Origin of the sequence: Streptomyces sp. NPDC051219 (genome assembly GCF_040682335.1) — a bacterium.
In the GTDB taxonomy this organism is placed as follows: Bacteria; Actinomycetota; Actinomycetes; order Streptomycetales; family Streptomycetaceae; genus Streptomyces.
On record NZ_JBFBAS010000024.1, the window covers coordinates 1 to 24,142 of the forward strand.

22 protein-coding genes, 2 tRNA genes and 3 pseudogenes are annotated in these 24,142 nt (G+C 69.3%); 12 read left to right on the plus strand and 15 right to left on the minus strand.

Annotated features, from left to right (window positions below):
* Positions 1-130: 130 nt before the first annotated feature.
* From clpX to AB0M62_RS24260, 5 genes are all read right to left on the minus strand, one after another.
* Entirely contained in the window at positions 131-1,414 is a 1,284-nt protein-coding gene (gene clpX, locus AB0M62_RS24240) for an ATP-dependent Clp protease ATP-binding subunit ClpX (RefSeq protein WP_366076385.1), read from the minus strand.
* Positions 1,415-1,571: 157 nt separating this feature from the next.
* On the minus strand, positions 1,572-2,252 hold the full coding sequence (locus AB0M62_RS24245; RefSeq protein WP_366076386.1) for an ATP-dependent Clp protease proteolytic subunit: 681 nt from the start codon (positions 2,250-2,252) through the stop codon (positions 1,572-1,574).
* Positions 2,253-2,305: 53 nt separating this feature from the next.
* Positions 2,306-2,911: an ATP-dependent Clp protease proteolytic subunit gene (locus AB0M62_RS24250; protein WP_254370698.1), complete on the minus strand. Its 606-nt coding sequence runs from the start codon at positions 2,909-2,911 to the stop codon at positions 2,306-2,308.
* A gap of 287 nt (positions 2,912-3,198) precedes the next feature.
* The gene (tig, locus tag AB0M62_RS24255; protein ID WP_366076387.1) at positions 3,199-4,602 is read right to left on the minus strand and encodes a trigger factor; all 1,404 of its coding nucleotides are present in this window, start codon (positions 4,600-4,602) and stop codon (positions 3,199-3,201) included.
* A gap of 151 nt (positions 4,603-4,753) precedes the next feature.
* A tRNA-Pro gene (locus AB0M62_RS24260) sits at positions 4,754-4,830 on the minus strand.
* Between the two features lie 153 nt (positions 4,831-4,983).
* Between AB0M62_RS24260 and AB0M62_RS24265 the strand changes: the two genes are divergently transcribed.
* Positions 4,984-5,057, plus strand: a tRNA-Gly gene (locus tag AB0M62_RS24265).
* A 272-nt stretch (positions 5,058-5,329) separates the two neighbouring features.
* Complete coding sequence (locus AB0M62_RS24270; RefSeq protein WP_366076388.1) at positions 5,330-5,707, plus strand: DUF2267 domain-containing protein; 378 nt, start codon at positions 5,330-5,332, stop codon at positions 5,705-5,707.
* A 118-nt stretch (positions 5,708-5,825) separates the two neighbouring features.
* Here AB0M62_RS24270 and AB0M62_RS24275 read toward each other — a convergent pair whose 3' ends face one another.
* On the minus strand, positions 5,826-6,395 hold the full coding sequence (locus AB0M62_RS24275; protein WP_366076389.1) for a flavoprotein: 570 nt from the start codon (positions 6,393-6,395) through the stop codon (positions 5,826-5,828).
* A 125-nt stretch (positions 6,396-6,520) separates the two neighbouring features.
* Positions 6,521-6,715 (minus strand): hypothetical protein, encoded by a 195-nt coding sequence (locus tag AB0M62_RS24280; RefSeq protein ID WP_254370554.1) that lies wholly within the window; start codon positions 6,713-6,715, stop codon positions 6,521-6,523.
* Positions 6,716-6,932: 217 nt separating this feature from the next.
* On the opposite strand from AB0M62_RS24280, the gene AB0M62_RS24285 reads away from it, so the two are divergent.
* Positions 6,933-8,054, plus strand: coding sequence for an acyltransferase family protein (locus AB0M62_RS24285; protein WP_366076390.1), 1,122 nt, complete (start codon positions 6,933-6,935; stop codon positions 8,052-8,054).
* Here the strand turns inward: AB0M62_RS24285 and AB0M62_RS24290 are convergent.
* Positions 8,045-8,524, minus strand: coding sequence for an HD domain-containing protein (locus AB0M62_RS24290; RefSeq protein WP_366076391.1), 480 nt, complete (start codon positions 8,522-8,524; stop codon positions 8,045-8,047). The genes AB0M62_RS24285 and AB0M62_RS24290 overlap by 10 nt on opposite strands.
* 178 nt (positions 8,525-8,702) lie before the next feature.
* Here AB0M62_RS24290 and AB0M62_RS24295 point away from each other — a divergent pair, with 178 nt between their 5' ends.
* Complete coding sequence (locus AB0M62_RS24295; protein ID WP_366076392.1) at positions 8,703-8,930, plus strand: hypothetical protein; 228 nt, start codon at positions 8,703-8,705, stop codon at positions 8,928-8,930.
* Complete coding sequence (locus AB0M62_RS24300; RefSeq protein WP_366076393.1) at positions 8,912-9,295, plus strand: DUF4232 domain-containing protein; 384 nt, start codon at positions 8,912-8,914, stop codon at positions 9,293-9,295. Before AB0M62_RS24295 ends, AB0M62_RS24300 begins: the two co-directional genes overlap by 19 nt.
* A gap of 104 nt (positions 9,296-9,399) precedes the next feature.
* Here the strand turns inward: AB0M62_RS24300 and AB0M62_RS24305 are convergent, their stop codons facing one another.
* Positions 9,400-10,542 carry a PP2C family protein-serine/threonine phosphatase gene (locus AB0M62_RS24305; protein ID WP_366076394.1) on the minus strand — a complete coding sequence of 381 codons (1,143 nt, stop codon included), beginning with the start codon at positions 10,540-10,542 and terminating at the stop codon, positions 9,400-9,402.
* Between the two features lie 106 nt (positions 10,543-10,648).
* On the opposite strand from AB0M62_RS24305, the gene AB0M62_RS24310 reads away from it, so the two are divergent.
* Entirely contained in the window at positions 10,649-11,878 is a 1,230-nt protein-coding gene (locus AB0M62_RS24310) for a GNAT family N-acetyltransferase (protein WP_366076395.1), read from the plus strand.
* Between the two features lie 19 nt (positions 11,879-11,897).
* On the opposite strand, the gene AB0M62_RS24315 is transcribed toward AB0M62_RS24310, so the two are convergent.
* Entirely contained in the window at positions 11,898-12,707 is an 810-nt protein-coding gene (locus AB0M62_RS24315; RefSeq protein WP_366076396.1) for a DNA-formamidopyrimidine glycosylase family protein, read from the minus strand.
* A 114-nt stretch (positions 12,708-12,821) separates the two neighbouring features.
* On the minus strand, positions 12,822-13,310 hold the full coding sequence (locus AB0M62_RS24320; RefSeq protein ID WP_366076397.1) for a ribose-5-phosphate isomerase: 489 nt from the start codon (positions 13,308-13,310) through the stop codon (positions 12,822-12,824).
* Positions 13,311-13,506: 196 nt separating this feature from the next.
* Between AB0M62_RS24320 and AB0M62_RS24325 the strand changes: the two genes are divergently transcribed.
* The gene (locus AB0M62_RS24325; protein ID WP_366076398.1) at positions 13,507-14,943 is read left to right on the plus strand and encodes an amino acid permease; all 1,437 of its coding nucleotides are present in this window, start codon (positions 13,507-13,509) and stop codon (positions 14,941-14,943) included.
* Positions 14,944-15,023: 80 nt separating this feature from the next.
* Here the strand turns inward: AB0M62_RS24325 and AB0M62_RS24330 are convergent, their stop codons facing one another.
* A complete protein-coding gene (locus AB0M62_RS24330; RefSeq protein ID WP_366076399.1) occupies positions 15,024-15,623 on the minus strand; it encodes a biotin transporter BioY in 600 nt (199 codons plus the stop codon).
* Between the two features lie 260 nt (positions 15,624-15,883).
* Here AB0M62_RS24330 and AB0M62_RS24335 point away from each other — a divergent pair, with 260 nt between their 5' ends.
* A complete protein-coding gene (locus tag AB0M62_RS24335; RefSeq protein ID WP_366076400.1) occupies positions 15,884-17,251 on the plus strand; it encodes an amino acid permease in 1,368 nt (455 codons plus the stop codon).
* A gap of 129 nt (positions 17,252-17,380) precedes the next feature.
* On the opposite strand, the pseudogene AB0M62_RS24340 reads toward AB0M62_RS24335, so the two are convergent.
* A pseudogene (locus AB0M62_RS24340) lies at positions 17,381-17,458 on the minus strand (hypothetical protein); the annotation flags it as partial.
* Positions 17,459-17,889: 431 nt separating this feature from the next.
* On the opposite strand from AB0M62_RS24340, the gene AB0M62_RS24345 reads away from it, so the two are divergent.
* Complete coding sequence (locus tag AB0M62_RS24345; RefSeq protein ID WP_366076401.1) at positions 17,890-18,531, plus strand: superoxide dismutase; 642 nt, start codon at positions 17,890-17,892, stop codon at positions 18,529-18,531.
* Positions 18,532-18,670: 139 nt separating this feature from the next.
* On the opposite strand, the gene AB0M62_RS24350 is transcribed toward AB0M62_RS24345, so the two are convergent.
* A complete protein-coding gene (locus AB0M62_RS24350) occupies positions 18,671-19,315 on the minus strand; it encodes a DsbA family protein (protein ID WP_366076402.1) in 645 nt (214 codons plus the stop codon).
* Positions 19,316-19,452: 137 nt separating this feature from the next.
* On the opposite strand from AB0M62_RS24350, the gene pepN reads away from it, so the two are divergent.
* Positions 19,453-22,092 carry an aminopeptidase N gene (gene pepN, locus AB0M62_RS24355; RefSeq protein WP_366076403.1) on the plus strand — a complete coding sequence of 880 codons (2,640 nt, stop codon included), beginning with the start codon at positions 19,453-19,455 and terminating at the stop codon, positions 22,090-22,092.
* A 172-nt stretch (positions 22,093-22,264) separates the two neighbouring features.
* Complete coding sequence (locus AB0M62_RS24360) at positions 22,265-23,359, plus strand: hypothetical protein (protein WP_366076404.1); 1,095 nt, start codon at positions 22,265-22,267, stop codon at positions 23,357-23,359.
* 67 nt (positions 23,360-23,426) lie between these two features.
* Here AB0M62_RS24360 and AB0M62_RS24365 read toward each other — a convergent pair.
* Positions 23,427-23,681, minus strand: a pseudogene (locus tag AB0M62_RS24365) (peptidase); the annotation flags it as partial.
* Here AB0M62_RS24365 and AB0M62_RS24370 point away from each other — a divergent pair.
* Positions 23,565-24,109, plus strand: a pseudogene (locus tag AB0M62_RS24370) (CGNR zinc finger domain-containing protein). The pseudogenes AB0M62_RS24365 and AB0M62_RS24370 overlap by 117 nt on opposite strands.
* Positions 24,110-24,142: the final 33 nt, after the last annotated feature.

Here is a 24,142-nt window from a genome sequence, read left to right on the forward strand (position 1 = left end):
CTATGGGGCGCCAACGCTAAAACCCCCCCCCCCCACAAAAGGTTAATAACCCCAACTAAAACCCAACACCCCCACGGGCCCCCGGCCGGTCGCCCGGCCGGGCGCCCCTTTCGCTTGCGCAGCCCGGGAGTTACGCCGACTTCTCGTGGCGCTCGCCCTTGCCCAGAATCCTCGGCACCAGCGTCGGGTTCACGTTGGAGCGGACCACGTCCGCCGTGATGACCACACGGGCAACGTCCTTGCGGGACGGCACCTCGTACATCACCGACATCAGCACCTCCTCCATGATCGCGCGCAGACCGCGCGCTCCCGTCTGGCGGAGGATCGCCTGGTCCGCGATGGCTTCGAGGGCCTCGCGCTCGAAGTCCAGCTCCACGCCGTCGAGTTCGAAGAGACGCTGGTACTGCTTCACCAGCGCGTTGCGCGGCTCGACCAGGATCTGGAGCAGGGCTTCCCGGTCCAGGTTGTGCACGGACGTGATCACGGGGAGACGGCCGATGAACTCGGGGATCATCCCGAACTTCACCAGATCCTCCGGCATGACCTCCTGGAACTGGTCGCTCGCCTCGATCTCCCGCTTGGAGCGGATCGTCGCGCCGAAGCCGATGCCCTTCGCCCCCGCCCGCGACTCGATGATCTTCTCGAGGCCGGCGAAGGCGCCGCCCACGATGAAGAGCACGTTCGTCGTGTCGATCTGGATGAACTCCTGGTGCGGGTGCTTGCGTCCGCCCTGCGGCGGGACCGAAGCAGTCGTGCCCTCAAGAATCTTGAGCAGGGCCTGCTGAACGCCCTCACCGCTGACGTCACGCGTGATCGACGGGTTCTCGCTCTTACGGGCGACCTTGTCGATCTCGTCGATGTAGATGATGCCGGTCTCGGCCTTCTTGACGTCGTAGTCCGCGGCCTGGATCAGCTTCAGCAGGATGTTCTCGACGTCCTCACCGACATAGCCGGCCTCCGTCAGCGCCGTCGCGTCGGCGATGGCGAACGGGACGTTGAGCATGCGGGCCAACGTCTGGGCGAGAAGCGTCTTGCCCGACCCGGTGGGGCCGAGCAGCAGGATGTTGGACTTGGCGAGTTCGATCGCGTCGTCCCGGGACGTGCCCCCGCTGTTCTCGCCGGCCTGGACGCGCTTGTAGTGGTTGTACACCGCTACCGAGAGGGCCTTCTTCGCGGGCTCCTGCCCGACGACGTACCCCTCGAGGAACTCGTAGATCTCGCGCGGTTTGGGGAGTTCCTCCCACCGCACTTCGGAGGTCTCTGCGAGCTCCTCCTCGATGATCTCGTTGCAGAGGTCGATGCACTCGTCGCAGATGTACACACCGGGGCCTGCAATGAGCTTCTTCACCTGCTTCTGGCTCTTTCCGCAGAACGAGCACTTGAGCAGGTCGCCGCCATCACCGATGCGTGCCACGAGGTGCTTCCCCTTCGCCTGGGAGACGCCTGGTTCAGCGGCTCCTGGTGCCTCATATCCGACGGTACCTTGCCCGGGCCCCCGTTCGGGCCCCCCTTGGCGTGGTTCACATTGACGTGAATCACGCCAAGGGTTGGCAAGTCCTTGGGCAGCCTGGTCAGCCGGCCACTGCGCCAGTGCTCTTGCGGGTCGAGACGATCTGGTCGACCAGACCGTACGCAAGGGCTTCCTCAGCGGTGAGGATCTTGTCGCGCTCGATGTCGTCGCGGATCTTCTCGATCGGCGTCGTGGAGTGCTTGGCCAGCATCTCCTCGAGCTGCGCACGCATGCGCAGGATCTCGTTGGCCGCGATCTCCAGGTCGGAGAGCTGCTCCCGGCCGGTCTGGCTGGACGGCTGGTGAATCAGCACGCGCGCGTTCGGCAGAGCCATTCGCTTACCGGGCGTACCGGCGGCGAGCAGGATGGCTGCGGCGGAGGCCGCCTGGCCCATGCACACCGTCTGGATGTCCGGCTTCACGAACTGCATCGTGTCGTAGATCGCGGTCAGCGCGGTGAACGAGCCGCCGGGGCTGTTGATGTAGATCGAGATGTCGCGGTCCGGGTCCATCGACTCCAGGCACAGCAGCTGCGCCATGACGTCGTTGGCGGAGGCGTCGTCGATCTGCACGCCGAGGAAGATCACGCGCTCCTCGAACAGCTTCGCGTACGGGTCGTACTCACGCACACCCTGCGAGGTGCGCTCCACGAAGCGCGGCACGATGTAGCGGTTGTCCACCTGCGGGCCGGTGTACAGGCCGCTGGCGCTGAGGGAAAAGTCGTTCATGTCGGTGTTCACCATCCTGGTGGCGTTCTGTGGGCTGTCGGGCTCGGCTGCGAAGCGGTGGTCCGGGATCAGGCCCCGGTGCCGCCGCCGCCCGGAACGCCTGCGGCGTTGGTGATGATCTGGTCGATGATGCCGTACTCCTTGGCCTCCTCGGCGGAGAACCAGCGGTCACGGTCACCGTCCCGGATGATCGTCTCCTCGGTCTGGCCGGTGTGGTGTGCGGTGATCTCCGCCATGCGCTTCTTGGTACGCAGCAGCTGCTCGGCCTGGATCTTGATGTCCGAGGCGGTGCCGCCGAGGCCGGCGGAGCCCTGGTGCATGAGGATGTCGGTGTTGGGCAGCGCGAAGCGCTTGCCCGCGGTGCCCGCGGTGAGCAGGAACTGGCCCATCGAGGCGGCGAGGCCCATGCCGATGGTGACCACGTCGTTCGGGATGTACTGCATGGTGTCGTAGACCGCCATGCCGGCCGTCACCGAGCCACCGGGGCTGTTGATGTAGAGGTAGATGTCCTTGTCCGGGTCGGCGGACAGGAGAAGCAGCTGCGCCGTGATCTTGTTGGCGATGTCATCGTCGACGGGCTGGCCGAGGAAGATGATCCGCTCGCCGAGCAGCCGGCTGTAGACCTGGTCGCCGAGGCCACCACCAATGGACGGCTCGCCGGCGGCGGAAGGCATCAGATTCGTCACGTATCCACCTGCTCGTCTCTGACGGCTACGGCCGTCTCAGCGTCTTCGTTCTGGGGCGCGGGGGGCCGGGCTCGCGCAATGGCGCGAACCGGCTTACGCGTACTTCCGTGCCCTCGTATTCATGGACCCTAACGCGCAGGTAGGACAACGCCATCCCGGTTCCCGAACTGTTCGCTCGGAGCGCAAGGTGCAGGCTCCGTATACGTATGACAAGAGGCCCGGACGCATGGCGCGTCCGGGCCTCTCGTACGAGATCAACAGGGTGGAGCAGAGGCTCAGGCCTCGTTCTTGCCCTCGGCCTCGTCACCCTCGGTCACGTCGCCCTCGGTGGCGTCACCGGCGGCCTCAGCCGTGGTCTCGGTCTCGTCCTCGTCGTCCAGGTCGACGACCTCACCGTTGCTGTCGACGACCTTGGCGGCCTCGACGACCACGGCGAGCGCCTTGCCGCGGGCGACCTCGCCGACGAGCATCGGCACCTGGCCGCCCTCGACGACCGCCTGGGCGAACTGGTCGGGGCTCATGCCGGAGGAGGCGGCACGCCGCATGAGGTGCTCGGTGAGCTCCTCCTGGCTGACGTTCAGCTTCTCCTTGTTGACAAGCTCGTCCAGGACGAACTGCGTCTTGATGCCCTTGACCGCCTGCTCCTTGGTCTCGGCGTCGAACTCCTCGACCGTCTTGCCCTGGATCTCGAGGTACTTCTCGATGTCCAGGCCCATCTGGCCGAGCTGGTGGTGCTCCAGGTTGTGCTTGCGCGTGTTGACCTCGTCCTCGAGGAGCTTCTCGGGGATCGGCACCTCGATGAGCTTCAGCAGCTCCTCGAGCACGCGCTCCTGCGCCTGCGTGGCCTGGTCGTACTGCTTCATGTTCTCGAGGCGCTTGCGGCTGTCCGCCTTAAGCTCGTCGAGCGTGTCGAACTCGCTCGCCAGCTGGGCGAAGTCGTCGTCCAGCTCAGGCAGCTCACGCGCGGCGACTGCGGTGACCTTGACCGTGACCTCGGCGTCCTTGCCCTCGGCGCTGCCGCCCTTGAGCTGGGAGGTGAAGGTGGCCTCGCCGCCGGCCTCCAGGCCGGTGACGGCCTCGTCGATGCCGTCGAGCAGCTCGCCGGAGCCGATCGTGTACGAGACGCCGCTCGCGACGCCGTCCGGGAGGACCTCGCCGTCGACCTTGGCCTCGAGGTCGATCGTCACGACGTCGCCCTCGGCCGCGGCGCGCTCCACCGGGTTCGTGGAAGCGAAGCGCTCACGCAGCTGCTCCACCGACTTCTCGACGTCCTCGTCGGTGACCTCGACGGCGTCGACGGTCACCTCGATGCCCGAGTAGTCGGGGATCTCGATCGCCGGGCGGATGTCCACCTCGGCGGTGAAGGCGAGCAGCTCGCCGTCCTTCAGCTCGGTGATGTCGACCTCGGGCTGGCCGAGGACGTTGAGCTCACCTTCGTTGACCGCCTCGGTGTAGAACTTCGGGAGGGCGTCGTTGACGGCCTCCTCCAGCACAGCACCACGGCCGAACCGCTGGTCGATGACTCGGGCCGGGATCTTGCCCTTACGGAAGCCCTTCACCGTGACCTGCTGGTTGATCTTCTTGTACGCCGCGTCGAGGCTGTCCTTGAGCTCCTCGAAGGGCACCTCGACAGTGAGCCGAACCCGAGTCGGGTTCAGGGTCTCCACGGCGCTCTTCACGGTTCGGTCTCCTTGGTGGCTGACTTCTTGAGGGTCTGCTGACGCTGGGATTCAGCGGTTCAGCGGATGGGGCCCGGTAGATCAGACACACGGGCACGCAGCTTGCATAGTAACCGCAAGCAGCAGGCGGCCCACAACGCGATCTTGCTGGTGGTCGGGGTGGCCGGATTCGAACCGACGACCTTCCGCTCCCAAAGCGGACGCGCTACCAAGCTGCGCCACACCCCGTCGGTGCGACACGTAGGGTACATGCCCCCACGGCCTGCGGCTCCCGCTTTGCGTCGGCGCGGCACTCCGGCGGAAGGGGTGTGCGCCCAGCCACTCCGACCCGCTACGATGCTGTTCGTGCCGCGGCCACATGATCTGTGGCGCGACATATGTGCGGGCGTAGCTCAATGGTAGAGCCCCAGTCTTCCAAACTGGCTACGCGGGTTCGATTCCCGTCGCCCGCTCCAGACGACTCCGGGCCAGGTCAGAGGATTCATCCTCCGCCTGGCCCTGATGTCATTTCGGCGGCTGGATCAGAGAACCTTTCGAACTTTTCTCATGCCTGCTCGGCCCTCTCGACATGGACCCACCGCCGGCGCGGGGCCGTACCGTCCCCGCCCGGGTCCGGACGGCGCCGGGCCGACGCGCTGTGCCTCGCAGGCGGGATGAGTGCGTGGCAAGGTGGTGGATGAGGTCACCTCTCCCTCGCCCATCCCTCGATTCCGATGAGGAGACCCGCATGGACGACAAGGAGTTCTTCCAGGCAGTGGCGGATCGCACGGGACTCTCGCGGCAGGAAGCGGCCGATCTCACCCGCGCCACGCTCGAGACGCTCGCACTTCGTCTGAGCGACGGCGAAGCCCGCGATCTGGCCCTCGAACTTCCCGAGCCTCTGCTTGACTCACTCAACCGGGGGCGGGGAGACATGCACGTCTTCGGGCCCGACGAGTCGATCCGCAGGGTGCGTGAGCACACCGGCCTGTCCGAGTCAGAAGCGGCCGGCGGTTTCCGGGCGGTCCTCGGCACTTTGCAGGAGGCCGTCCCCCAGAAGGCGTTCGATGACGCCATGTCACAGCTCGGCAAGGAGTACGCGCAGCTGGTGGAGTCCAGCAGCTGACGGGCTCCTCCTCCTCCTGCGGCGACGGCCCGCCGGGCCGGTACACCGGTCGGCGGACGGGCAACGACCGAACGAGACAGGCTTTCTGCCACGAGGGTCCCGTCAGTCGTGCGCGGCGTCAGAGATCACGAGCACGCGGCCCCTGGTCCGCCAAGTGCAAGATCTCCGCCCAGGGCAGTTCGCGAACAGATTCGTCTTCTCGCGGCTCGCGCAGTGGCCAGGCCCCGGGACCGTAGACGAGTTCGACGCCGCCTCTGCGCAGGGCTTGGATGTGACCCTCCCAGGCCGGATGGCGGGCATGGGCGGCGTTGATCCGCGGGAACAGCACCACGGGTACGCCGATCGTGCCGATGGCCTCCCCGACCTGTGTGAGTGCTTGGTTGTCGGCGATACCGGTGGCGAGTTTGGCGACGTAGTTGGCACTCGCCGGAGCGACGGCGTAGCAGTCGGCGACGGGGTGTGGACGGGGTTCACCCGGCAGCCGCGGCATGTCACGGACGGGCAGACCGGTCAGCTCCTCCAGCCGTTCGGCTTCACCGTTCGACCGGAGCCATCGGCCGGCAGTCGGCGTCAACGTCACAGCCACTTGCCAGCCGCGCTCCATCGCCGGTTCCACCAGGCCCGTGCGCAACGACTCGATGCCGTCCGTGGCCGCGCCGACGACGCCGAGCACTCCGCGCTTGCTCACTCCCTGCCGCACCGCCCTGCGTCGTCACCGTTCCGCGTCACCCCGTTCGTGATTCGCCTCACTCCCGCCCCGGGCGCACAGCCCAGCGGACGGTGATACACATCGGCCGGCGTCCCCATCTTTGGCTAGAAATTGATCTGGTTGATGGTGTCCGCTATCGAGTTGAGGAAGCGGTTGACCGACGGCGCCATGTCGGTGGACGCGAGAAAGAAGCCGAACAGCACCGCCACCAGGGCGGGCCCGGCCTTCAGGGAGCCTCCGCGGATCAACACCACCAGGATGATCGCCAACAGCAGCACCACAGACAGTGAAATGGCCACAACTGATCACACCCTCGGTCGGTCCGCCTTGCCGGCCGGGGAGCGTACGGCCCCGCACACCCCCACATGCACCATCGTGCCACCAACAGGCCGGTCCTATCCGCCGCGTGACGAATCATCGGCAATCAGTTCACGCCATCAGGGCGCCCGACACTCGCTGCAGGGGGCTTCGGAGGTCGGGTTTACCCATCCCGGCAGCGCCACTATGGTGCCCTGGATGTTCCACAGCCCCACACTGTCACGGACCGTAATTCCCCCACAACCGGCCGCCCCACCGGCCGAGTCCGCCACCAAGCAGCGCGACCCGTACTTCGACAACGCCAAGTATCTGGCCATCGTGCTGGTGGCCGTGGCCCACGCCTGGGAGCCTCTCAAGGACGGCAGCCGTGCCGCCGAGGCGCTCTACATGCTCGTGTATGCCTTCCATATGCCCGCCTTCATTCTTATATCGGGCTATTTCTCCCGCAGTTTCGAGATGCGGCCCGCTCAACTGCGGCGGCTGGTGGGCGGCGTGGTCGTGCCGTTCGTCGTCTTCGAAATCGCGTACTCGCTGTTCAAGCGCTGGGCGGGCAGCTCACCGGAGCAGCAGATCAGCCTGCTCGACCCGATGTATCTGACCTGGTTCCTGGCCGCGCTGTTCGTGTGGCGGCTGACCACCCCGCTGTGGAGGGCGGTGCGCCGGCCGCTGGTGATCGCGGTCGGCGTCGCCGTGCTGGCCTCCGTCACGCCGAGCATCGGCAAGGACCTGGACCTGCAGCGCGTCCTGCAGTTCCTGCCGTTCTTCGTGGCCGGGCTGTATCTGCGGCCCGAGCACTTCGAGGCGGTACGGCGGCGCGCGGTCAGACTGCTCGCCCTGCCGGTCTTCGCGGGCGCGCTGGTCATCGCGTACTGGGCCGTGCCGCGGACGACCGCCCGCTGGCTCTACCACTCCAGCAGCGCGGAGGAGCTCGGCCAGCCGTGGTGGACGGGGGTGCTGATGACACTGGTGCTGCTGACCGGCTCGGCGCTGCTGAGCGCATGTTTCCTGGCCTGGGTGCCGCGCCGCGAAATGTGGTTCACCGTGCTGGGTGCGGGCACTCTGAGCGGCTACCTGCTGCACGGCTTCCTGGTGAAGGGAGCGGCCTTCCGGGGCTGGTTCGGGATCGACTGGCTCAGCAGCCCGCTCGGCCTGGTCGCGGTGACCGTGGTGGCAGCGGGGGCGGTGACGGCGCTGTGTACGCCACCGGTGCGGAGGGCGTTCCGGACCGTGCTGGAACCACGGCTGGAGTGGGCCTTCAAGGGCGCCCGCCAGGAACCGAGGCGGGAGCGGTCCCCCGCACCGGCCACCGGTCAGACCTGATCGCGGCCCTCGCCGGTCCTGCCCTCGCCCGTCAGGCCCAGCAGCCGGCGCATGCGCGCGTACTTCTCCCTCAGGCGGTTCCGGGTCGGCTCGTCGAGTCTGGCGAGCCGGTCCGGGTCGGTGTTGTGCGCGAGGTCCGCCTCCTTGATCAGCAGCGCCCCGGGGGTCGCGAGGATGCGACGGGTGTACTCCTCCATGGACTCGCCCGCCCGCTTGCTGACGGCGCGGACCATGTCCTTGGTGGCCTGCGGGAGCGCGGCGCCTTCCAACCAGCCCTCCGAGAGCGCGCCGTCCTCGATGGTGTCGTGCAGCCAGGCGGCGGCGAGCTGCTCGTCCGAGCCGCCGCGGGCCCGAACGCCGTCGGCGACCGCCTGCACATGCTCGATGTACGGACGTCCGTCCTTGTCGGTCTGCGTGGCATGTGCGGCGCGGGCGATCGCCTCGACGTCGGCCAGGGTCAGATCGGACACAGGACTCCCTCGCTCTCGGATCGACGGGCGCAGTCTCCCAAGCATTTCACCACTGTCGCGCGACGGCTGGGGAACTCATCGCGGGCGAGGGGCCGCGGGCAGCTCGTGGCGCAGGGTCTGCCACCGCCCTCCTGCGGTGCATAATCGGGAGCCCGCCGGGTCATGTGAGGATCATCCGATGAACACCATGCGCCGACTGGGTCCGGTTCTCGCGGCGGCCGCCGTTCTGAGCAGCGCGTGCGACGTCCCGCCGCCGCCGGAGGCGGCCCCCGGCCCCAGCCGGCCCTTCCTGCCCCCGCCACCTCCCTCGCCCGACGAGACGTCAGCCACTCCGGCCGCCTGCCCGGCGCCCGGAGTGATCATCACCGAGGCGAGAGCGACGCCGCCATGGGGCTCCGGCTCGTGAACCTGGACATGGTCAACTGCGGCACACGCCCATTCACGGTGAAGGGTTACCCGGACCTGCGGCTCCTGGACCGGGACCGGGCACCGCTCGCGGTGACGGTCGTCCGGGGCTCCACCGAAATCTCCCGGATCGACAGCTTCGAGCAGGAGCCCGGCACAGTGACACTGCAACCGGGCGAGTCGGCATCGGCCGGGCTGGTGTGGAGGAACTCCGTTACGGACGTGACGCGGCCCCCGTCCAACGGCGCCTCCCTGGACATCGCGCCTGTGGCCGGTCTGCCGCGCCAGACCGTGACGCCCAAGGGGCCGATCGACGTCGGCACCACCGGAAAGCTGGGCGTCAGTGCCTGGCGGGCCCGCCCCTGACGTCCACGGAAGGACCGGCCCGGCTCCGGAGGCCGCCGCACTGGGCCGGAGACGGCCCCGGCGGCCCGAATCCGCGGGAGCCGCGCCCGGGGGTGTGCTGGGCATCAGTCCCGGCGGATCATGAGCAGGGCCCTGTCGTCGTTGACGTCCTTGGCCACCGCTTCGATCAGGTGCCAGGCCGCGCCCTCGAAGCCGGGCCCGACATAGCGTTCGGCCTCGCCGGTCAGCCGGTCGATGCCCTCGCTGATGTCGCGGTCGGCCGTCTCCACCAGGCCGTCCGTGAACAGCATCAGCACGTCGCCGGGGCGCAGCGAACCCTTGACCGGGTCGAACTGCACTCCGTCGTAAACCCCCAGCAGCGGGCCCTCCGCCGCCTTCTCCTCCCAGCGGCCGGTGCCGGCCGACAGCTGGAGAGCCGGAAGGTGGCCGGCCGACAGGAGTTCGTAGTCGCCCGACTCCAGGTCCAGTACGAGATGGATCGAGGTGGCGAATCCCTCGTCCCAGTCCTGGCGGAGCAGGTAGCCGTTGGCGGCGGGGAGGAAGCCGTGCGGCGGGAGGGAGCCGAGCAGACCGCCGAAAGCGCCGGACAGCAGCAAAGCGCGTGAGCCCGCGTCCATGCCTTTGCCGGAGACGTCGGTGAGGACGACCTCCAGGGTGCGCCCGCCGTTCGTCCGGGCCGCAACCACGAAGTCGCCCGAGAAGGACTGACCGCCCGCCGGGCGGAGGGCCATCTCCCGGTGCCAGCCCTTGGGCAGATTGGGCAGTTTGCTCTGGACCCGGATGCGTTCACGCAGGTCGAAGAGCATCGTCCCGCCGCGCCGCCAGGGCACGCCCACCCGGCTGCGGAACTGAGCGATCAGCAACCCGAAGAACCCGCAGGCCGCGACCACCAGGACGGTGCCGGGGGTGACCCGCGCCGGACCGTCGGTGTACGGACCGAGCTGGATCGACTCGACGATGAGGGCCAGGGCCGCCGCCCCGTACAGCCCCAGCAGGCTGGCCGGGCGCAGCAGCAGACCGCCCGCGACGATGGGCAGCACCAGTGCGGCGGGCGCGCACCAGACCGGCATCGCGATGGTTCCCCACGCGATCGCCGGGATGGTGAGCAGCAGTCCGGCCAGGGCGATCCAGTCGGAGCCGTCGCCGCGGAAGTAGTCGACGCCGGACTTGCGCAGCGCGGTGCGGACCCGGTGCGCCGACTTGCGCATCCGGGCCGTGAACGAATCCGCTCCCACGCCACCGGCCATTGCACCGGGACCCTATCCACCCGGCGCGCGGCCGCGCAGGGGGACCCCCAGACATTGCGTTCGAAATCGGCTCGCCCGGACGGGAACGCACTGGTAGGCATGTCGTATGACGACAGAGTTGCGGGGACTGCGCCCGGCCGAATGGGACGACTGGTACGACAAGTTGGAGCGCGCCTTCGGCGGCGTCGCGGAGCCCGCCGAGGAGCGTGAGCTGTATCGCGACCTGACCGAGTACGAACGCTCGATCGGGGTCTGGGACGGCGACGAGTGCATCGGCACGGCCGGTGCCTTCACTTTCCGGCTCTCCGTTCCGGGAGGCGCGCTGGTGCCCACGGCCGGCGTGACCATGGTGAGTGTGGCGGCGACCCACCGCAGGCGCGGCGTCCTGAGCGAGATGATGCGGCATCAACTCGACGACGTACGGGGGCGTGGCGAGCCGCTCGCCGCGCTGACGGCCTCGGAACCGGACATCTACGGCCGTTTCGGGTACGGACTGGCGACCCAGCAACTCAGCGCCGAGATCGACACCTCCCGGGTGCGGCTCAGAGTGCCCCAGGGCACGGACGCGGTTCGTCTGCGCTTCGCCGAGCCGACGGCCGTACGGGACGCCTGCGAGGCGGTGTACGCCCGCAACGTGCCCCGGCGGCCCGGGATGCTGGACCGCCGGCCCGGCTGGGAGCGGCTGCCCGTGCTCGACCCGGAGAGCGGGCGCGACGGCGGATCGCCGCTGCAGTGCGTGGTGGCCGAGCGGGACGGTGAGGTCGTCGGTTACGCGCGCTTCCACAACAAGCCGGAGTGGGACGTGTCAGGTCCCAGGGGCACCATCGTGCTGCGGGACACCGAGGCCCTGGACCCGGCGGCATCCGCGGCGCTGTGGCGCTTCCTCTTCGACATCGACCTGACCTCGACGCTGCGGGTACGCAACCGGCCCGTCGACGACGCCTGGCAGCACCTCGTCTCGGACATCCGCCGGTGCGGCCTGCGACTCCGGGACTCGCTCCACCTGCGGCCGGTGGACGTGGGCGCCGCGCTCGAAGCCCGTACGTACGCCACGCCCGTGGAGGTCGTGTTCGAGGTCGAGGACGCCTTCTGCCCCTGGAACGAGGGGCGTTGGCGGCTCACCGGGGACGGCAAGGGCGCATCCTGCGAGCGGACCGAGGACGACGCCGATCTGGCGCTGTCCGTAAGGGAGTTGGGCGCCGCATACCTGGGCGGCGTCTCGCTCGCCTCGCTGGGGGCGGCCGGCCGGGTACGGGAACTGCGCGAGGGTGCACTGGTCGAGGCGTCCCTGGCGTTCTCCTCCCCCGTCGCCCCTTGGCTGCCGCACGGCTTCTGAGGCGCCCGCCGGGGTGCGGCTATGCCCTCTGGCAGGCCGGGCACCAGAAGAGGTTGCGGGCGGCGAGACCGGCGGTGCGGATCTCGCCGCCACAGATGTGGCAGGGCAGGTCGGCCCTGCGGTACACGTACACCTCGCCGCCGTGGTCGTCCACGCGTGGCGGCCGCCCCATCGCCTCCGGGGTGTGCTCGGGGCGGACGGTGTCGATGCGGTTGTTCCGTACGCCCTCGCGCATCAGGGCGACGAGGTCGGCCCAGACGGCGTGCCACTCGGCCTCGGTGAGGTCCTTCCCGGCACGGTACGGGTCGATGCGGTGCCGGAAGAGCACTTCGGCGCGGTAGACGTTGCCGACGCCGGCGACGACCTTCTGGTCCATCAGGAGTGCGGCGATGGTGGTGCGGCTCCGTGAGATCCGGCGCCAGGCCCGCTCGGGATCTTCTCCCTCGCGGAGCGGGTCCGGGCCGAGGCGGTCGTGTATCGCCCGCTTCTCGGCGCCGTTGATGAGGGCGCAGGTGGTGGGGCCGCGCAGATCGGCGTAGTGCCCGTCGTTCCGTACGCGCAGCCGGACGGTGTCGGAGGGCGGCGGGGCCTGGCCCTCGCCGAAACCGAGCTTGCCGAACAGGCCGAGGTGGACATGGATCCAGTCCGGGCCCTCGAAGCCGAGGAAGAGGTGCTTGCCGTGCGCGTCGACCCCGGTCAGGATCCGGCCGTCCAGGAGCGCCGCACTCTCGGCGAACCTGCCCTGAGGGCTGCTGACCCGCACGGGCCACCCCGCGAAGCGGGCCTGGTGGTCCTCGGCGAGGCGGTGGATCGTATGCCCCTCGGGCACGGCGCGTGCTCTCCCCTCTTCTTGGTTCCGGCTCTGGTTCCGGACCGGTTCCTGTTCCGTTCGTCGCACGCCTGTGCCGCCGGGTCGCCCGGCGGCACAGGGAGGGACGGTGGGTCAGCCCTGCTGAGGGTGGTGGGACGGGATCGGCGGGAGGACGCCGGTCGTCTCGTACGCCGAGAGCATCTCGATCCGGCGCGTGTGACGCTCCTCACCCGAGTAGGGCGTGGTCAGGAAGATCTCGACGAACTTCGTCGCGTCGTCCTGGGAGTGCATCCGGGCGCCGACGGAGATCACGTTCGCGTTGTTGTGCTCGCGGCCGAGCGCCGCGGTCTCCTGACTCCATGCCAGCGCCGCGCGCACGCCCTTGACCTTGTTCGCGGCGATCTGCTCGCCGTTGCCGGACCCGCCGATGACGATGCCCAGGCCGTCCGGGTCGGCGGCCGTCCTTTCGGCGGCACGCAGACAGAACGGGGGGTAGTCGTCCTGGGCGTCGTAGATGTGGGGGCCGCAGTCGACGGGCTCATGGCCGTTGACCTTCAGCCACTCCACAAGGTGGTTCTTGAGTTCAAAACCGGCATGGTCGGATCCGAGGTACACGCGCATGTTCCGAGTGTGGCATGCGGGGTGCCGGGTAGGCGCCGCCGGGTGCGGGACCCCGGACCCTGACCCGGGGTCCCGCCGTATTGACCCCTTTGGGCCGTACTGCTCCTTCTACAACGATCCGGAGTCGGGTCTTCCGTCCCGGCGGAAGTCAGGTTTGAATGCACGGGCTCGTAACCCGAGAACCTAAGGATTACGCATGACCACGCAGACAACCCTTCCGAAGGCAGGCGAAAAACCCGGAAACCCCGGGGAAACGCAGGCTTCCGATGGGCTGAAAGCCGGCCTCAAGAACCGCCATCTCTCCATGATCGCCATTGGCGGTGTGATCGGTGCGGGCCTCTTCGTGGGGTCCTCCGGCGGCATCGCCAAGGCCGGTCCCGCCATCCTGGTGTCCTACGCACTGGTCGGCGCGCTGGTCGTGTTCGTCATGCGGATGCTGGGCGAGATGGCCGCCGCCAGCCCGAACTCGGGGTCCTTCTCCGCTTACGCCGACCGTGCGCTGGGCCGCTGGGCGGGTTTCTCGATCGGCTGGCTGTACTGGTTCTTCTGGGTGGTGGTGCTCGCCGTCGAGGCGACCGCCGGCGCGGTCATCCTCGAGGGCTGGGTCCCCGCGGTGCCGCAGTGGGCCTGGGCGCTGATCGTGATGGTCGTGCTGACGGCCACCAACCTCGTCTCGGTGTCCTCCTACGGTGAGTTCGAGTTCTGGTTCGCGGGCATCAAGGTCGTCGCCATCGGTGCCTTCGTGATCATCGGTCTGCTCGCGGTCTTCGGCGTCCTGCCGGGCTCCGACAACCCGGGCGCGGGCTTCGCGCACCTCACCGACGCGGGAGGGTTCCTGCCCAACGGTGCGGGCGCCATCCTCACCGGTGTGCTGATGGTCGTCTTCTCCTTCATGGGCAGCGAGATCGTTACGCTGGCCGCCGGTGAGTCCGAGGACCCGCGGCGCGCGGTCACGAAGGCCACCAACAGCGTGATCTGGCGGATCGGCGTCTTCTACCTGGGCTCGATCTTCGTGGTCCTGACCCTGCTGCCGTGGAACGACAAGTCGATCGTCGAGAAGGGCTCCTACGTCGCGGCCCTGGACTCGATCGGCATCGCGCACGCGGGCCAGATCATGAACGTGATCGTGCTGACCGCGGTGCTCTCCTGCCTGAACTCGGGTCTCTACACCGCCTCCCGCATGGCCTTCTCCCTGGGCGAGCGCGGTGACGCGCCGAAGATGTTCGCCAAGGTCAACGCCAAGGGCGTGCCGACCGCCGCCATCCTGGCCTCCGTGGTCTTCGGCTTCGCCGCCGTCTACTTCAACTACGCCTTCAAGGACACGGTCTTCCTCTTCCTCCTGAACTCCTCGGGCGCGGTGGCCCTGTTCGTCTGGCTGGTGATCTGTTTCACCCAGCTGCGGATGCGCGGGATCCTGCTGCGCGAGGCGCCGGAGAAGCTGACCGTGAAGATGTGGCTCTTCCCGTACCTGACGTGGGCGACCGCCGCGATGATCACCTTCGTGCTGGGCTACATGCTCTTCGACGACGCCAACCGCGAGGTGGTGCTGCTGTCGGTGCTGGTGGCAGCGATCGTGGTGGCCATCGGTGTGGTCCGCCAGCGTCTCCACAAGAACGTGGCGGGCAGGGTCTGACCCCAACAGGAAGGGGGCCCGCACACCGTCACCGGTGTGCGGGCCCCCTTCGTGCGTCCGCCCGCGTGCGGACGACGTACTCAGCCGCGGCGGCCGAGGAGCTTCCAGGCAGCGGGGAGCGCGCCCATGGCGAGCGCGGCCTTCAGCGCGTCGCCGATGAGGAACGGCGTCAGGCCGGCCGCCACAGCGGCGCCGAGGGAGATGTCCGCGGCGAACGCCAGGTAGGGGACACCGACCGCGTAGATCACCGCGGAGCCGATTGCCATCGATCCGGCCGTACGCGGCACGGAACGGTCCGCGCCACGGCGGGCGAGCGCACCGACGACCGTCGCGGCCAGCACCATGCCCAGGACGTAACCGAAGGAAGCACCGCCCGCGCCCGAGGTGCCGTTGGCGAACCACGGCACGCCCGCCATACCCACCAGCGCGTACAGCGCGAGGGAGAGGAAGCCGCGCCGGGCGCCCAGCGCGGTGCCGACGAGCAGGGCCGCGAAGGTCTGGCCGGTGACCGGGACCGGGGAGCCGGGAACCGGCACGGCGATCTGGGCGGCGATACCGGTGAGCGCGGCGCCGCCGAGCACCAGGGCGATGTCGCGGGCCCGGGCGCGCGAGGCGCCGGCGGCGGGCAGCAGGTCGGCGAGGACCGCTCCGGGACGCGAGGTGAGGGAAGCAGTGCTCATCGGAACTCCGGGGGTGAGGCAGACAGGGGAACACGGTGACGCTAACCCGGTTGTCAGCGTCCGATCACCGTCAGCCAACGACAAAGCCCGCGGCGCACGGTTGGTGGGGATCACACAAAGGAAAGCTTTCATGCGCCGGATGACGTGAGACTCGTCACTGGAGGTGGGAGCAGAGCCGGTCCGTTTTGCGTCGAGGGGCCCCACTCGGAGACACTGTGGGATCCCACCAAACCGCTGAGCCCCTTGCGAGTACGAGCGCCATGCACGACGCACTCCCTGCCGAACCCCTCTCCCACGGGCTCAAGCAGCGCCACCTGACCATGCTCGGCCTCGGCGGGGTGATCGGTGCCGGCCTGTTCGTCGGCTCGGGAGCCGGGATCGCGGTGGCCGGCCCCGGGATCGTCGTCTCCTACCTCATCGCGGGCACGCTCGCGATGCTGGTGATGCGGATGCTCGGCGAGATGTCCGCCGCGATGCCCGCTTCCGGCTCCTTCTCCGTGCACGCGGAGCGGGCGATGGGGCGTTGGGCCGGGTTCTCGGTGGGATGGCTGTACTGGTTCCTGCTGGTCGTCGTCCTCGCCGTGGAGGCGACGGGCGCGGCACAGATCGCGAACGGGTGGGTGCCCGGTGTGCCCCAGTGGGCCTGGGTGCTGATCTTCATGGTGGTGTTCACCGCCACGAACCTCGCCGCCGTGAAGAACTTCGGCGAGTTCGAGTTCTGGTTCGCGGCCCTCAAGGTCGGGGCGATCGTGCTGTTCCTGGCCCTGGGTCTGCTGGCGGTGTTCGGCGTGCTGCCCGACACCGAGCCCGTCGGCATGACCAACCTGACCGGGCAGGGCGGCTTCCTGCCGAACGGCTGGGAAGGCGTGGTCTCCGGCGTTCTCGCGGTCATCTTCGCCTTCGGCGGTCTGGAGGTCGTCACCATCGCCGCAGCGGAGTCCGACGACCCGGCGCGGGCGGTCGCGCGGGCGGTGCGCAGTGCGGTGTGGCGCATCCTCTTCTTCTACGTCGGTTCGATGCTGGTCATCGTCACGCTGCTGCCCTGGACCTCGATGGAGCCCGGGCAGAGCCCGTACGTCGCGGTCCTGGACTCGATCGGTGTGCAGTCCGCCGGCCAGATCATGAACATCGTGGTCTTCGTGGCGCTGCTGTCGGCCCTGAACGCCAATCTGTACGGGTCGTCACGGATGGTGTTCTCGCTGGCGGAGCGCGGCGAAGCGCCGAAGGGGCTGCTGAGGATCTCGGCCGGCGGTGTGCCGCGCCGGGCGGTGCTCGCCTCCGTGGCCTTCGGCTTCGTCTCCGTCCTGCTCAATCTGAAGTGGCCCGACTCGGTCTTCCTCTACATGCTCAACGCGGTCGGCGCGGTGCTGCTGTTCGTCTGGGGTCTCATCGCCGTCTCGCAGCTGCGGCTGCGTCGCCGGATCGAGCGCGAGGCTCCGCAGACACTGACGCTGCGGATGTGGGGCTTCCCCTGGCTGACCTGGACGACGCTGGCCGCCATGGCTGCCGTGCTGGTACTGATGCTGACGGACGACGCCGCCCGGCCGCAGGTGCTGGGGTCGGCAGCGGCGACCTGCGCGGTTCTGCTGGTGGCGGGGGTTCGCGAGTTGCGGGCGCGGCGGGCCTGAGCCGGTTCGGGACTCCGGCCGGGACGTGGAGGCCGCCGCGGCCTCGGCCTCCCATCGGGCGAGGTCGGCGCGATGATCGAGGACGAACGGGTGCCCGGGACCGAGCACCCGTCGGCGCCTCTCGATGAGTTCCCGGTGGAGGGCGGTCGCCTCGTCGAGCCGTCCCAGCCCGTGTGCGACCAGGCCCTTAAAGGCACATCGCGGCATGCGTCCTGGGGTAATCGGCTCCCTGTACGCGGATGCGGTCGGCCGGCGTGCGCCCGAGCCAGTGGCTCCGCCTCTGCGTACCGGCCGAAGACCTCCATCCCGTAGGCGTGGATGTGCCGGGGCATCAAGTGGTGGTGGTGCGCAGTTCGACGGCAACCTCCGGCTGCGCGGCCAGCAGCCTGCGCACCCGGCCCTGCCACTCGGCGGCCAGTTCGGCCTCGGACTCCTCGTCGTCGGACTCCCGTGCGAGGAGGAGGTCGTCCCAGGGGGCGTCCAGTTCTTCGCCGATCCCGTCGGCCCTGCCCGGCTGAAAGCGTTGCCAGAGTCCCCCGCGGGGGCGGGTTCACGCCAACATCCGTCCCGCACTTCCTGCTGTTAAGGTGCACTTGCAAGTCTTTTGCAATAAGAGTTGTCGAAGGGCGTTGTCGATCATGGCCATCTACACACTTCCGGAACTTCCGTACGACTACGCGGCGCTGGAGCCGGTCATCAATCCGCAGATCATCGAGCTGCACCACGACAAGCACCACGCGGCATACGTGAAAGGCGCGAACGACACCCTCGAGCAGCTGGAGGAGGCGCGCGACAAGGAAGCGTGGGGGTCAATCAACGGGCTGGAGAAGAACCTGGCGTTCCATCTCTCCGGCCACATCCTGCACTCGATCTACTGGCACAACATGACCGGTGACGGGGGCGGCGAGCCCCTTGAGAAGGACGGCGTGGGCGAACTGGCCGACGCCATCGCCGAATCCTTCGGCTCCTTCGCCAAGTTCAGGACCCAGCTCTCCAAGGCCTCGGCCACCACCCAGGGTTCGGGCTGGGGTGTCCTCGCGTACGAGCCGGTCAGCGGGCGCCTCATCGTCGAGCAGGTCTACGACCACCAGGGCAACATCGGCCAGGGATCGGTACCGATCCTGGTCTTCGACGCCTGGGAGCACGCCTTCTACCTGCAGTACAAGAACCAGAAGGTGGACTTCGTCGAGGCCATGTGGCGGGTCGTCAACTGGCAGGACGTGGCGAAGCGTTACGCGTCCGCCAAGGAGCGTGCCCACAACCTGCTGCTCGCTCCGTAGCACCGGATCGTCCTGCTCGTGATCGTCTTCTCAACCTTCACGTGCGGGCGGATGAACGGAAGGCCCTCGCGAGGACGTGACTCGCGGGGGCCTTCCGCACCCAGTGCGGGCGGTGCGCCGCGGCGCACCGCGGGGCGGGTCAGTCGAAGAGGGGACCCTGGGTGCGGGTGCGCTTGATCTCGTAGAAGCCCGGCGTCGACGCCACCAGCAGCGTGCCGTCCCACAGCTTCGCCGCCGCCTCGCCCTTCGGCGCCGGCGTGACCACCGGGCCGAAGAAGGCGACCTGCTCGCCGTCCGCGCCCGGAACCGCGATCACCGGTGTGCCGACATCCTGGCCGACCTTCTCGATGCCCTCCTGGTGGGAGGCCCGCAGCTCTGTGTCGTACGTGTGGGAATCGGCGTACTCGATCAGCTCGGCCGGCAGTCCGACGTCCTCCAGCGCCCCGGCGACCGCCTCGAGGGTCGGGCCCTCGCCCCGGTTGTGGAAGCGGGTGCCCATCGCTGTGTAGAGCGGGCCGGTGATCTGCTCGCCGAACTTCTGCTGGGCGGCGATGACGACGCGGACCGGGCCCCAGGCCTTGGCGAGAAGCTCGCGGTACTCCTCGGGCAGCTCGTCGAGGCGGTCCTCGTTGAGCACGGCCAGGCTCATGACGTGCCACCGGACCTCGACGTCGCGGACCTTCTCGACCTCGAGCATCCAGCGTGAGGTCATCCAGGCCCAGGGGCACAGCGGATCGAACCAGAAGTCGACGGGGGTCTTGCCGTTGGCCGAGCTGTCGGACATGTCTCTCCTCGTGGGGACGTCGGTCGTGCCTCGTACTGCGCAACATCACTGATGACCGGGCTCATTCCCGGTGCCCGCTCCCAAGCGCCCGTGGGAGGATTCGAACGTTGTAGGTGAACACGCACAAAGGAGTGCCGGTGCCCGGTGAGAATCTGACCCGCGACGAGGCCCGCGACCGGGCCGCACTGCTGTCCGTCGACGGGTACGAAGTGTCACTCGACCTGCGTTCCGCGGTCGAGGAGGACGACTCCGGGAACGGCCCGCGGACCTTCCGCTCGGTGACCACCATCCGCTTCCGTGCCGCCGAGCCCGGCGCGGCGTCCTTCGCGGACCTGGTGGCGCCGTCGGTGAACACCGTGCGGCTCAACGGCCGCGAGCTGGACCCCGCCCTCGTGTTCGACGGCACCCGTATCGCGCTGGACGACCTGGCCGCGGAGAACGTGCTGGTGGTGGACGCACAGTGCGCCTACAGCCGCACCGGCGAGGGTATGCACCGCTTCGTCGACCCGGAGGACGGCGAGGTCTACCTCTACACGCAGTACGAGCCGGCCGACGCGCGCCGCGTCTTCGCCAACTTCGAACAGCCCGACCTGAAGGCGCCCTTTGTCTTCGAGGTCACAGCGCCCGAGGGCTGGACGGTGTGGAGCAACGGCGCGACCGGGTCGCAGCTGGGCGAGGTGTGGCGGTTCGCCGAGACCAAGCCCATCGCGACGTACATCACCGCGGTGGTCGCCGGCCCGTACCACTACGTCACCGACTCCTACAGCCGCACGCTGGAAGGGGATGCCTCCCAGGACGAAGGCTCCGGGGGAGGGACGACGCTGGAGATCCCGCTCGGCGCGATGTGCCGCAAGGGGCTCGCCCGGTACTTCGACGCCGACGACATCTTCCGGGTGACGAAGCAGGGCCTGGACTTCTTCCACGACCACTTCGACTACCCGTACCCCTTCGGCAAGTACGACCAGGCGTTCGTCCCCGAGTACAACCTCGGCGCGATGGAGAATCCGGGCATGGTGACCTTCCGCGAGGAGTACATCTTCCGCGGAAAGGTGACCCGGGCGTCCTACGAGCGCCGGGCGAACGTCATCCTGCACGAGATGGCGCACATGTGGTTCGGCGACCTGGTCACCATGCAGTGGTGGGACGACCTGTGGCTGAAGGAGTCCTTCGCCGACTTCATGGGGACCTTCTCCATGGTGGAGGCGACCCGCTTCGACAACGGGTGGGTCACCTTCGCCAACAACCGCAAGGCGTGGGCGTACCGGGCCGACCAGCTGCCCTCCACGCACCCCATCACGGCGGACATCCGTGACCTGGAGGACGCCAAGCTGAACTTCGACGGAATCACGTACGCCAAGGGCGCCTCGGTACTGAAGCAGCTCGTCGCGTACGTCGGCCAGGACGCCTTCCTGGAGGGCGCCCGGCGTTACTTCAAGCGGCACGAGTACGGGAACACCCGCCTCGGCGATCTGCTGTCGGTGCTGGAGGAGACCTCCGGGCGGGACATGGCCGGCTGGGCGCGGTCCTGGCTGCAGACGGCCGGAGTCAACTCGCTGACCCCGCAGGTCACTTACGACGCCTCCGACCGGATCACCGAGCTCGCGGTCATCCAGGAGGCGGCTCCTTCCCATCCCGAACTCCGGCCGCACCGCGTCGCGGTGGGGCTCTACCGGCGACGGACCGCGTTCGATTCCAGTGGTGAAGGATCCCTGGAGCGGTACGCCCGCGCCGAGGTGGATGTGGCGGGCCCGCGCACGGTTGTGGAGGAACTGGCCGGACGGGAGCGGCCCGCGCTGGTACTGGTCAACGAGGACGACCTCACGTACTGCAAGATCCGCTTCGACGAGGGGTCGCTCGCGACCCTGCGCAAGCATCTCGGCGAGATCACCGACCCGCTCGCGCGGGCACTGTGCTGGTCGGCCCTGTGGAATCTCACCCGGGACGCGCTGATGCCGGCCCGTGACTTCGTCGCGCTCGTGCTGAGCTTCGCCGGGCGCGAGTCGGACGTCGGTGTGCTCCAGATGCTGCACTCCTGGGCGCGCTCCGCGGTCACGCACTACGCCGCGCCCCAGTGGCGCGAGCGGGGCGGCCGGGCGCTGTCCGAGGGCGCGCTGCGCGAGCTGCGGCTCGCCGAGCCCGGCAGTGAGAACCAGCTCACCTGGGCGCGGTTCTTCGCCGCCACCGCCACCACCGAGGCCGATCTTCAGCTGCTCCAGGGCCTGCTGGACGGCACGGCGAAGATCGACGGCCTCGACGTCGACCAGGAGCTGCGCTGGTCCTTCCTGGAGCCGCTGGCCTCGCACGGCGTCGCCGACGAGCAGGCCATCAACGCGGAGCTGGCACGCGACGACACGGCTTCCGGCAAGCGGCACCAGGTGCGCTGCCTGGCCGCTCGCCCCTCGGCCGCGGTCAAGACCCAGGCGTGGGCGGCGGTCGTCGAGTCGGACGCGCTCTCCAACGCGCTCGTGGAGGCCACGATCTCTGGCTTCGCGCAGGCGGGGCAGCGGGAACTGCTCGCCCCGTACACCTCGAAGTACTTCGAGGCGATCGAGCGGGTGTGGACCGAGCGTTCGATCCAGATCGGCATGGATGTGGTGCGGGGCCTGTTCCCCTCCCTCCAGGACGACCGGGCGACGCTGGACGCCGCGGACGCGTGGCTGGACAGCCACCCGGACGCGGCGCCCGCCCTCCGCCGTCTGGTCCTGGAGGCGCGCGACGACCTTGCGCGCGCCCTGCGCGGACAGGTGTGCGACGCGGCAGCATCTGACTCTGTGTGACGAAATGACGGTCGCTTTCTGACGCGGTGTGACGAAGTGCTGATCAGGGCCCCTGCGCGAGGGTGCCTGATCGGCACTCGAACGCCCGTACTTTAGGACGCGCTTGTCCGGATTTGTCGACGGGCGTGTAACAGCGGTTAGGAGGCGGATCCCGGGAGGGAAACCCCGGGGCATGAACCACAACACCCCGCTCTCCCCCCGCCCCATCCGCCACCTGTCCGACGTACAGCGCCGGGTCCTCGGCGTCGCGCAGCTGCGCGAGCGCGGCGTGACCGCGGCCGACGCCGCCGAGCGCTGCCGGACCGGCGGTCCGTGGCAGCAGGTCCTCCCCGGGGTCTTCCTGATGCACCCGGGTCCGCCCACCAGCGAGGAGCGGCTGCACGCCGCGCTGATCTACGCCGGACGCCCGGTCGCGACCACCGTCCAGCCCGAGCAGGCCACTGTCCTGCCCGAGCAGGCCGCCGCGCCCGACCGGGCCGCTGCCGGCAGGCCGCGATACGGAGAGGCCATGATCACCGGGCTGGCGGCCCTCGCCCTGCACCGCTTCGCCTCCGCTCCGCCCCTGCTCTCCCTGGACCGGATCGATGTGCTGGTCCCGCGCACCCGGCGGCTGCGGTCCACCCGCTTCGTCCGGCTGGTCCGAGCCCAGACGCTGCCCGACCCGGAGGAGCTGACCGGGGTGCCCGTCGCGCCCGTGGCCCGGGCGCTCGCGGACGCGGTCGGGCACCTCGCCGACGCCAACGCGGTACGCCGGCTCCTGACCGAGGCGGTACGCGGTGGTCACTGCGAAGCCACCTCGGTCGTACGGGAGTTGACGCGCGCCAGACTGCTGACCCGGCCGCACGTCGTGGACGCGGTCGACTCGCTGCTCGCGGAGGGCCGGGCGATCGCCGAGGACCGGCTGTACGAGATGGTCCGCACGCACGGCCTGCCCGCCCCGCTGTGGAACGTGGACCTGCGCCTGCCGGGCGGCCCGCACCTGGGCGGCGTCGACGCGTACTGGCCGGACCAGGCGGTGGCGGTGGAACTGGACACGCGGGCGTCCCGGCAGGGGCACCTCCAGGGCCACCGCCTGGAGGAGGACGCGCAGTGGTCCGAATACGCCCGCAAGCGCGAGCACTTGGAGCGGCTCGGCATCACGGTCGTCCACGTCACGCCGCGCAAGCTGCGTGATGCGGCCGACCAGCAGGCGGCCGTGGTCAGGACCGCGCTGATGGCCTCCGGCGACCGGGACCCGGCAGCGTACGTGGTGGTGCTGCCGCGGTGACGTCGTGCGCGGGATCGACGGCCCCGCGCACGACGCGAGTACTACCTCCCGTGCTGCGGGGTACTGAACTGCTCGCCAGGTGGCGCACTTTGGGCGGAAGCAGCTTGCCCCGCAGCAGCGCGCGGTGGAAGCGCTGCAGATCGGAGGAGCTGGAGATCATCTCGCCGGCCGCTCCCGCCGCTGACGGGTTCAGCTCGGTGACGTCGTGGATCTTTTGGGCCGCCGGGTCGTCGGTCAGCTTGGAGTAGGCACGGCCACCGGGCTCGGGCATCCGGGCGTCGGTGCCGGGCACGGACGTGGCGCGAAGGCCGAGGGGGCACAGCTACGCGTCTGGCTCGCGAACAACGGCCTGGACGGCCGCTTCCCCGCGGACGCGGCCTCCCTGGACCATCTGCTGACCGCCCGCGATGCGCTCACCTCGGCCGTCGACAGGCCCGGCGACCCGGCCGGCGCGGCACGCGTCGACGCCGTGCTCGGCCACGGGCGCATCCGTGCCACCCTCACCGCCGCGGGGCCGGGCGAGCGGCCGGAGTTCGACGACCTCTCCTGGGGTGCGGCCTGGACCGCCGCCGCGCGTACCTGGACCTGCTGCGCACCGCGCTCGACCGGATCCGGGCCTGTGCCCACGAGGCGTGCATCCTGCACTTCTTCGATACCTCGCGGAACGGCACCCGCCGCTGGTGCTCGATGGCCGCCTGCGGCAACCGCGCGAAGGCCTCACGTCACTACGCGCGCACGCGCGAGAACTGAGTGGTCGCCAGATCGGACGCTGGTCGAGCGTTC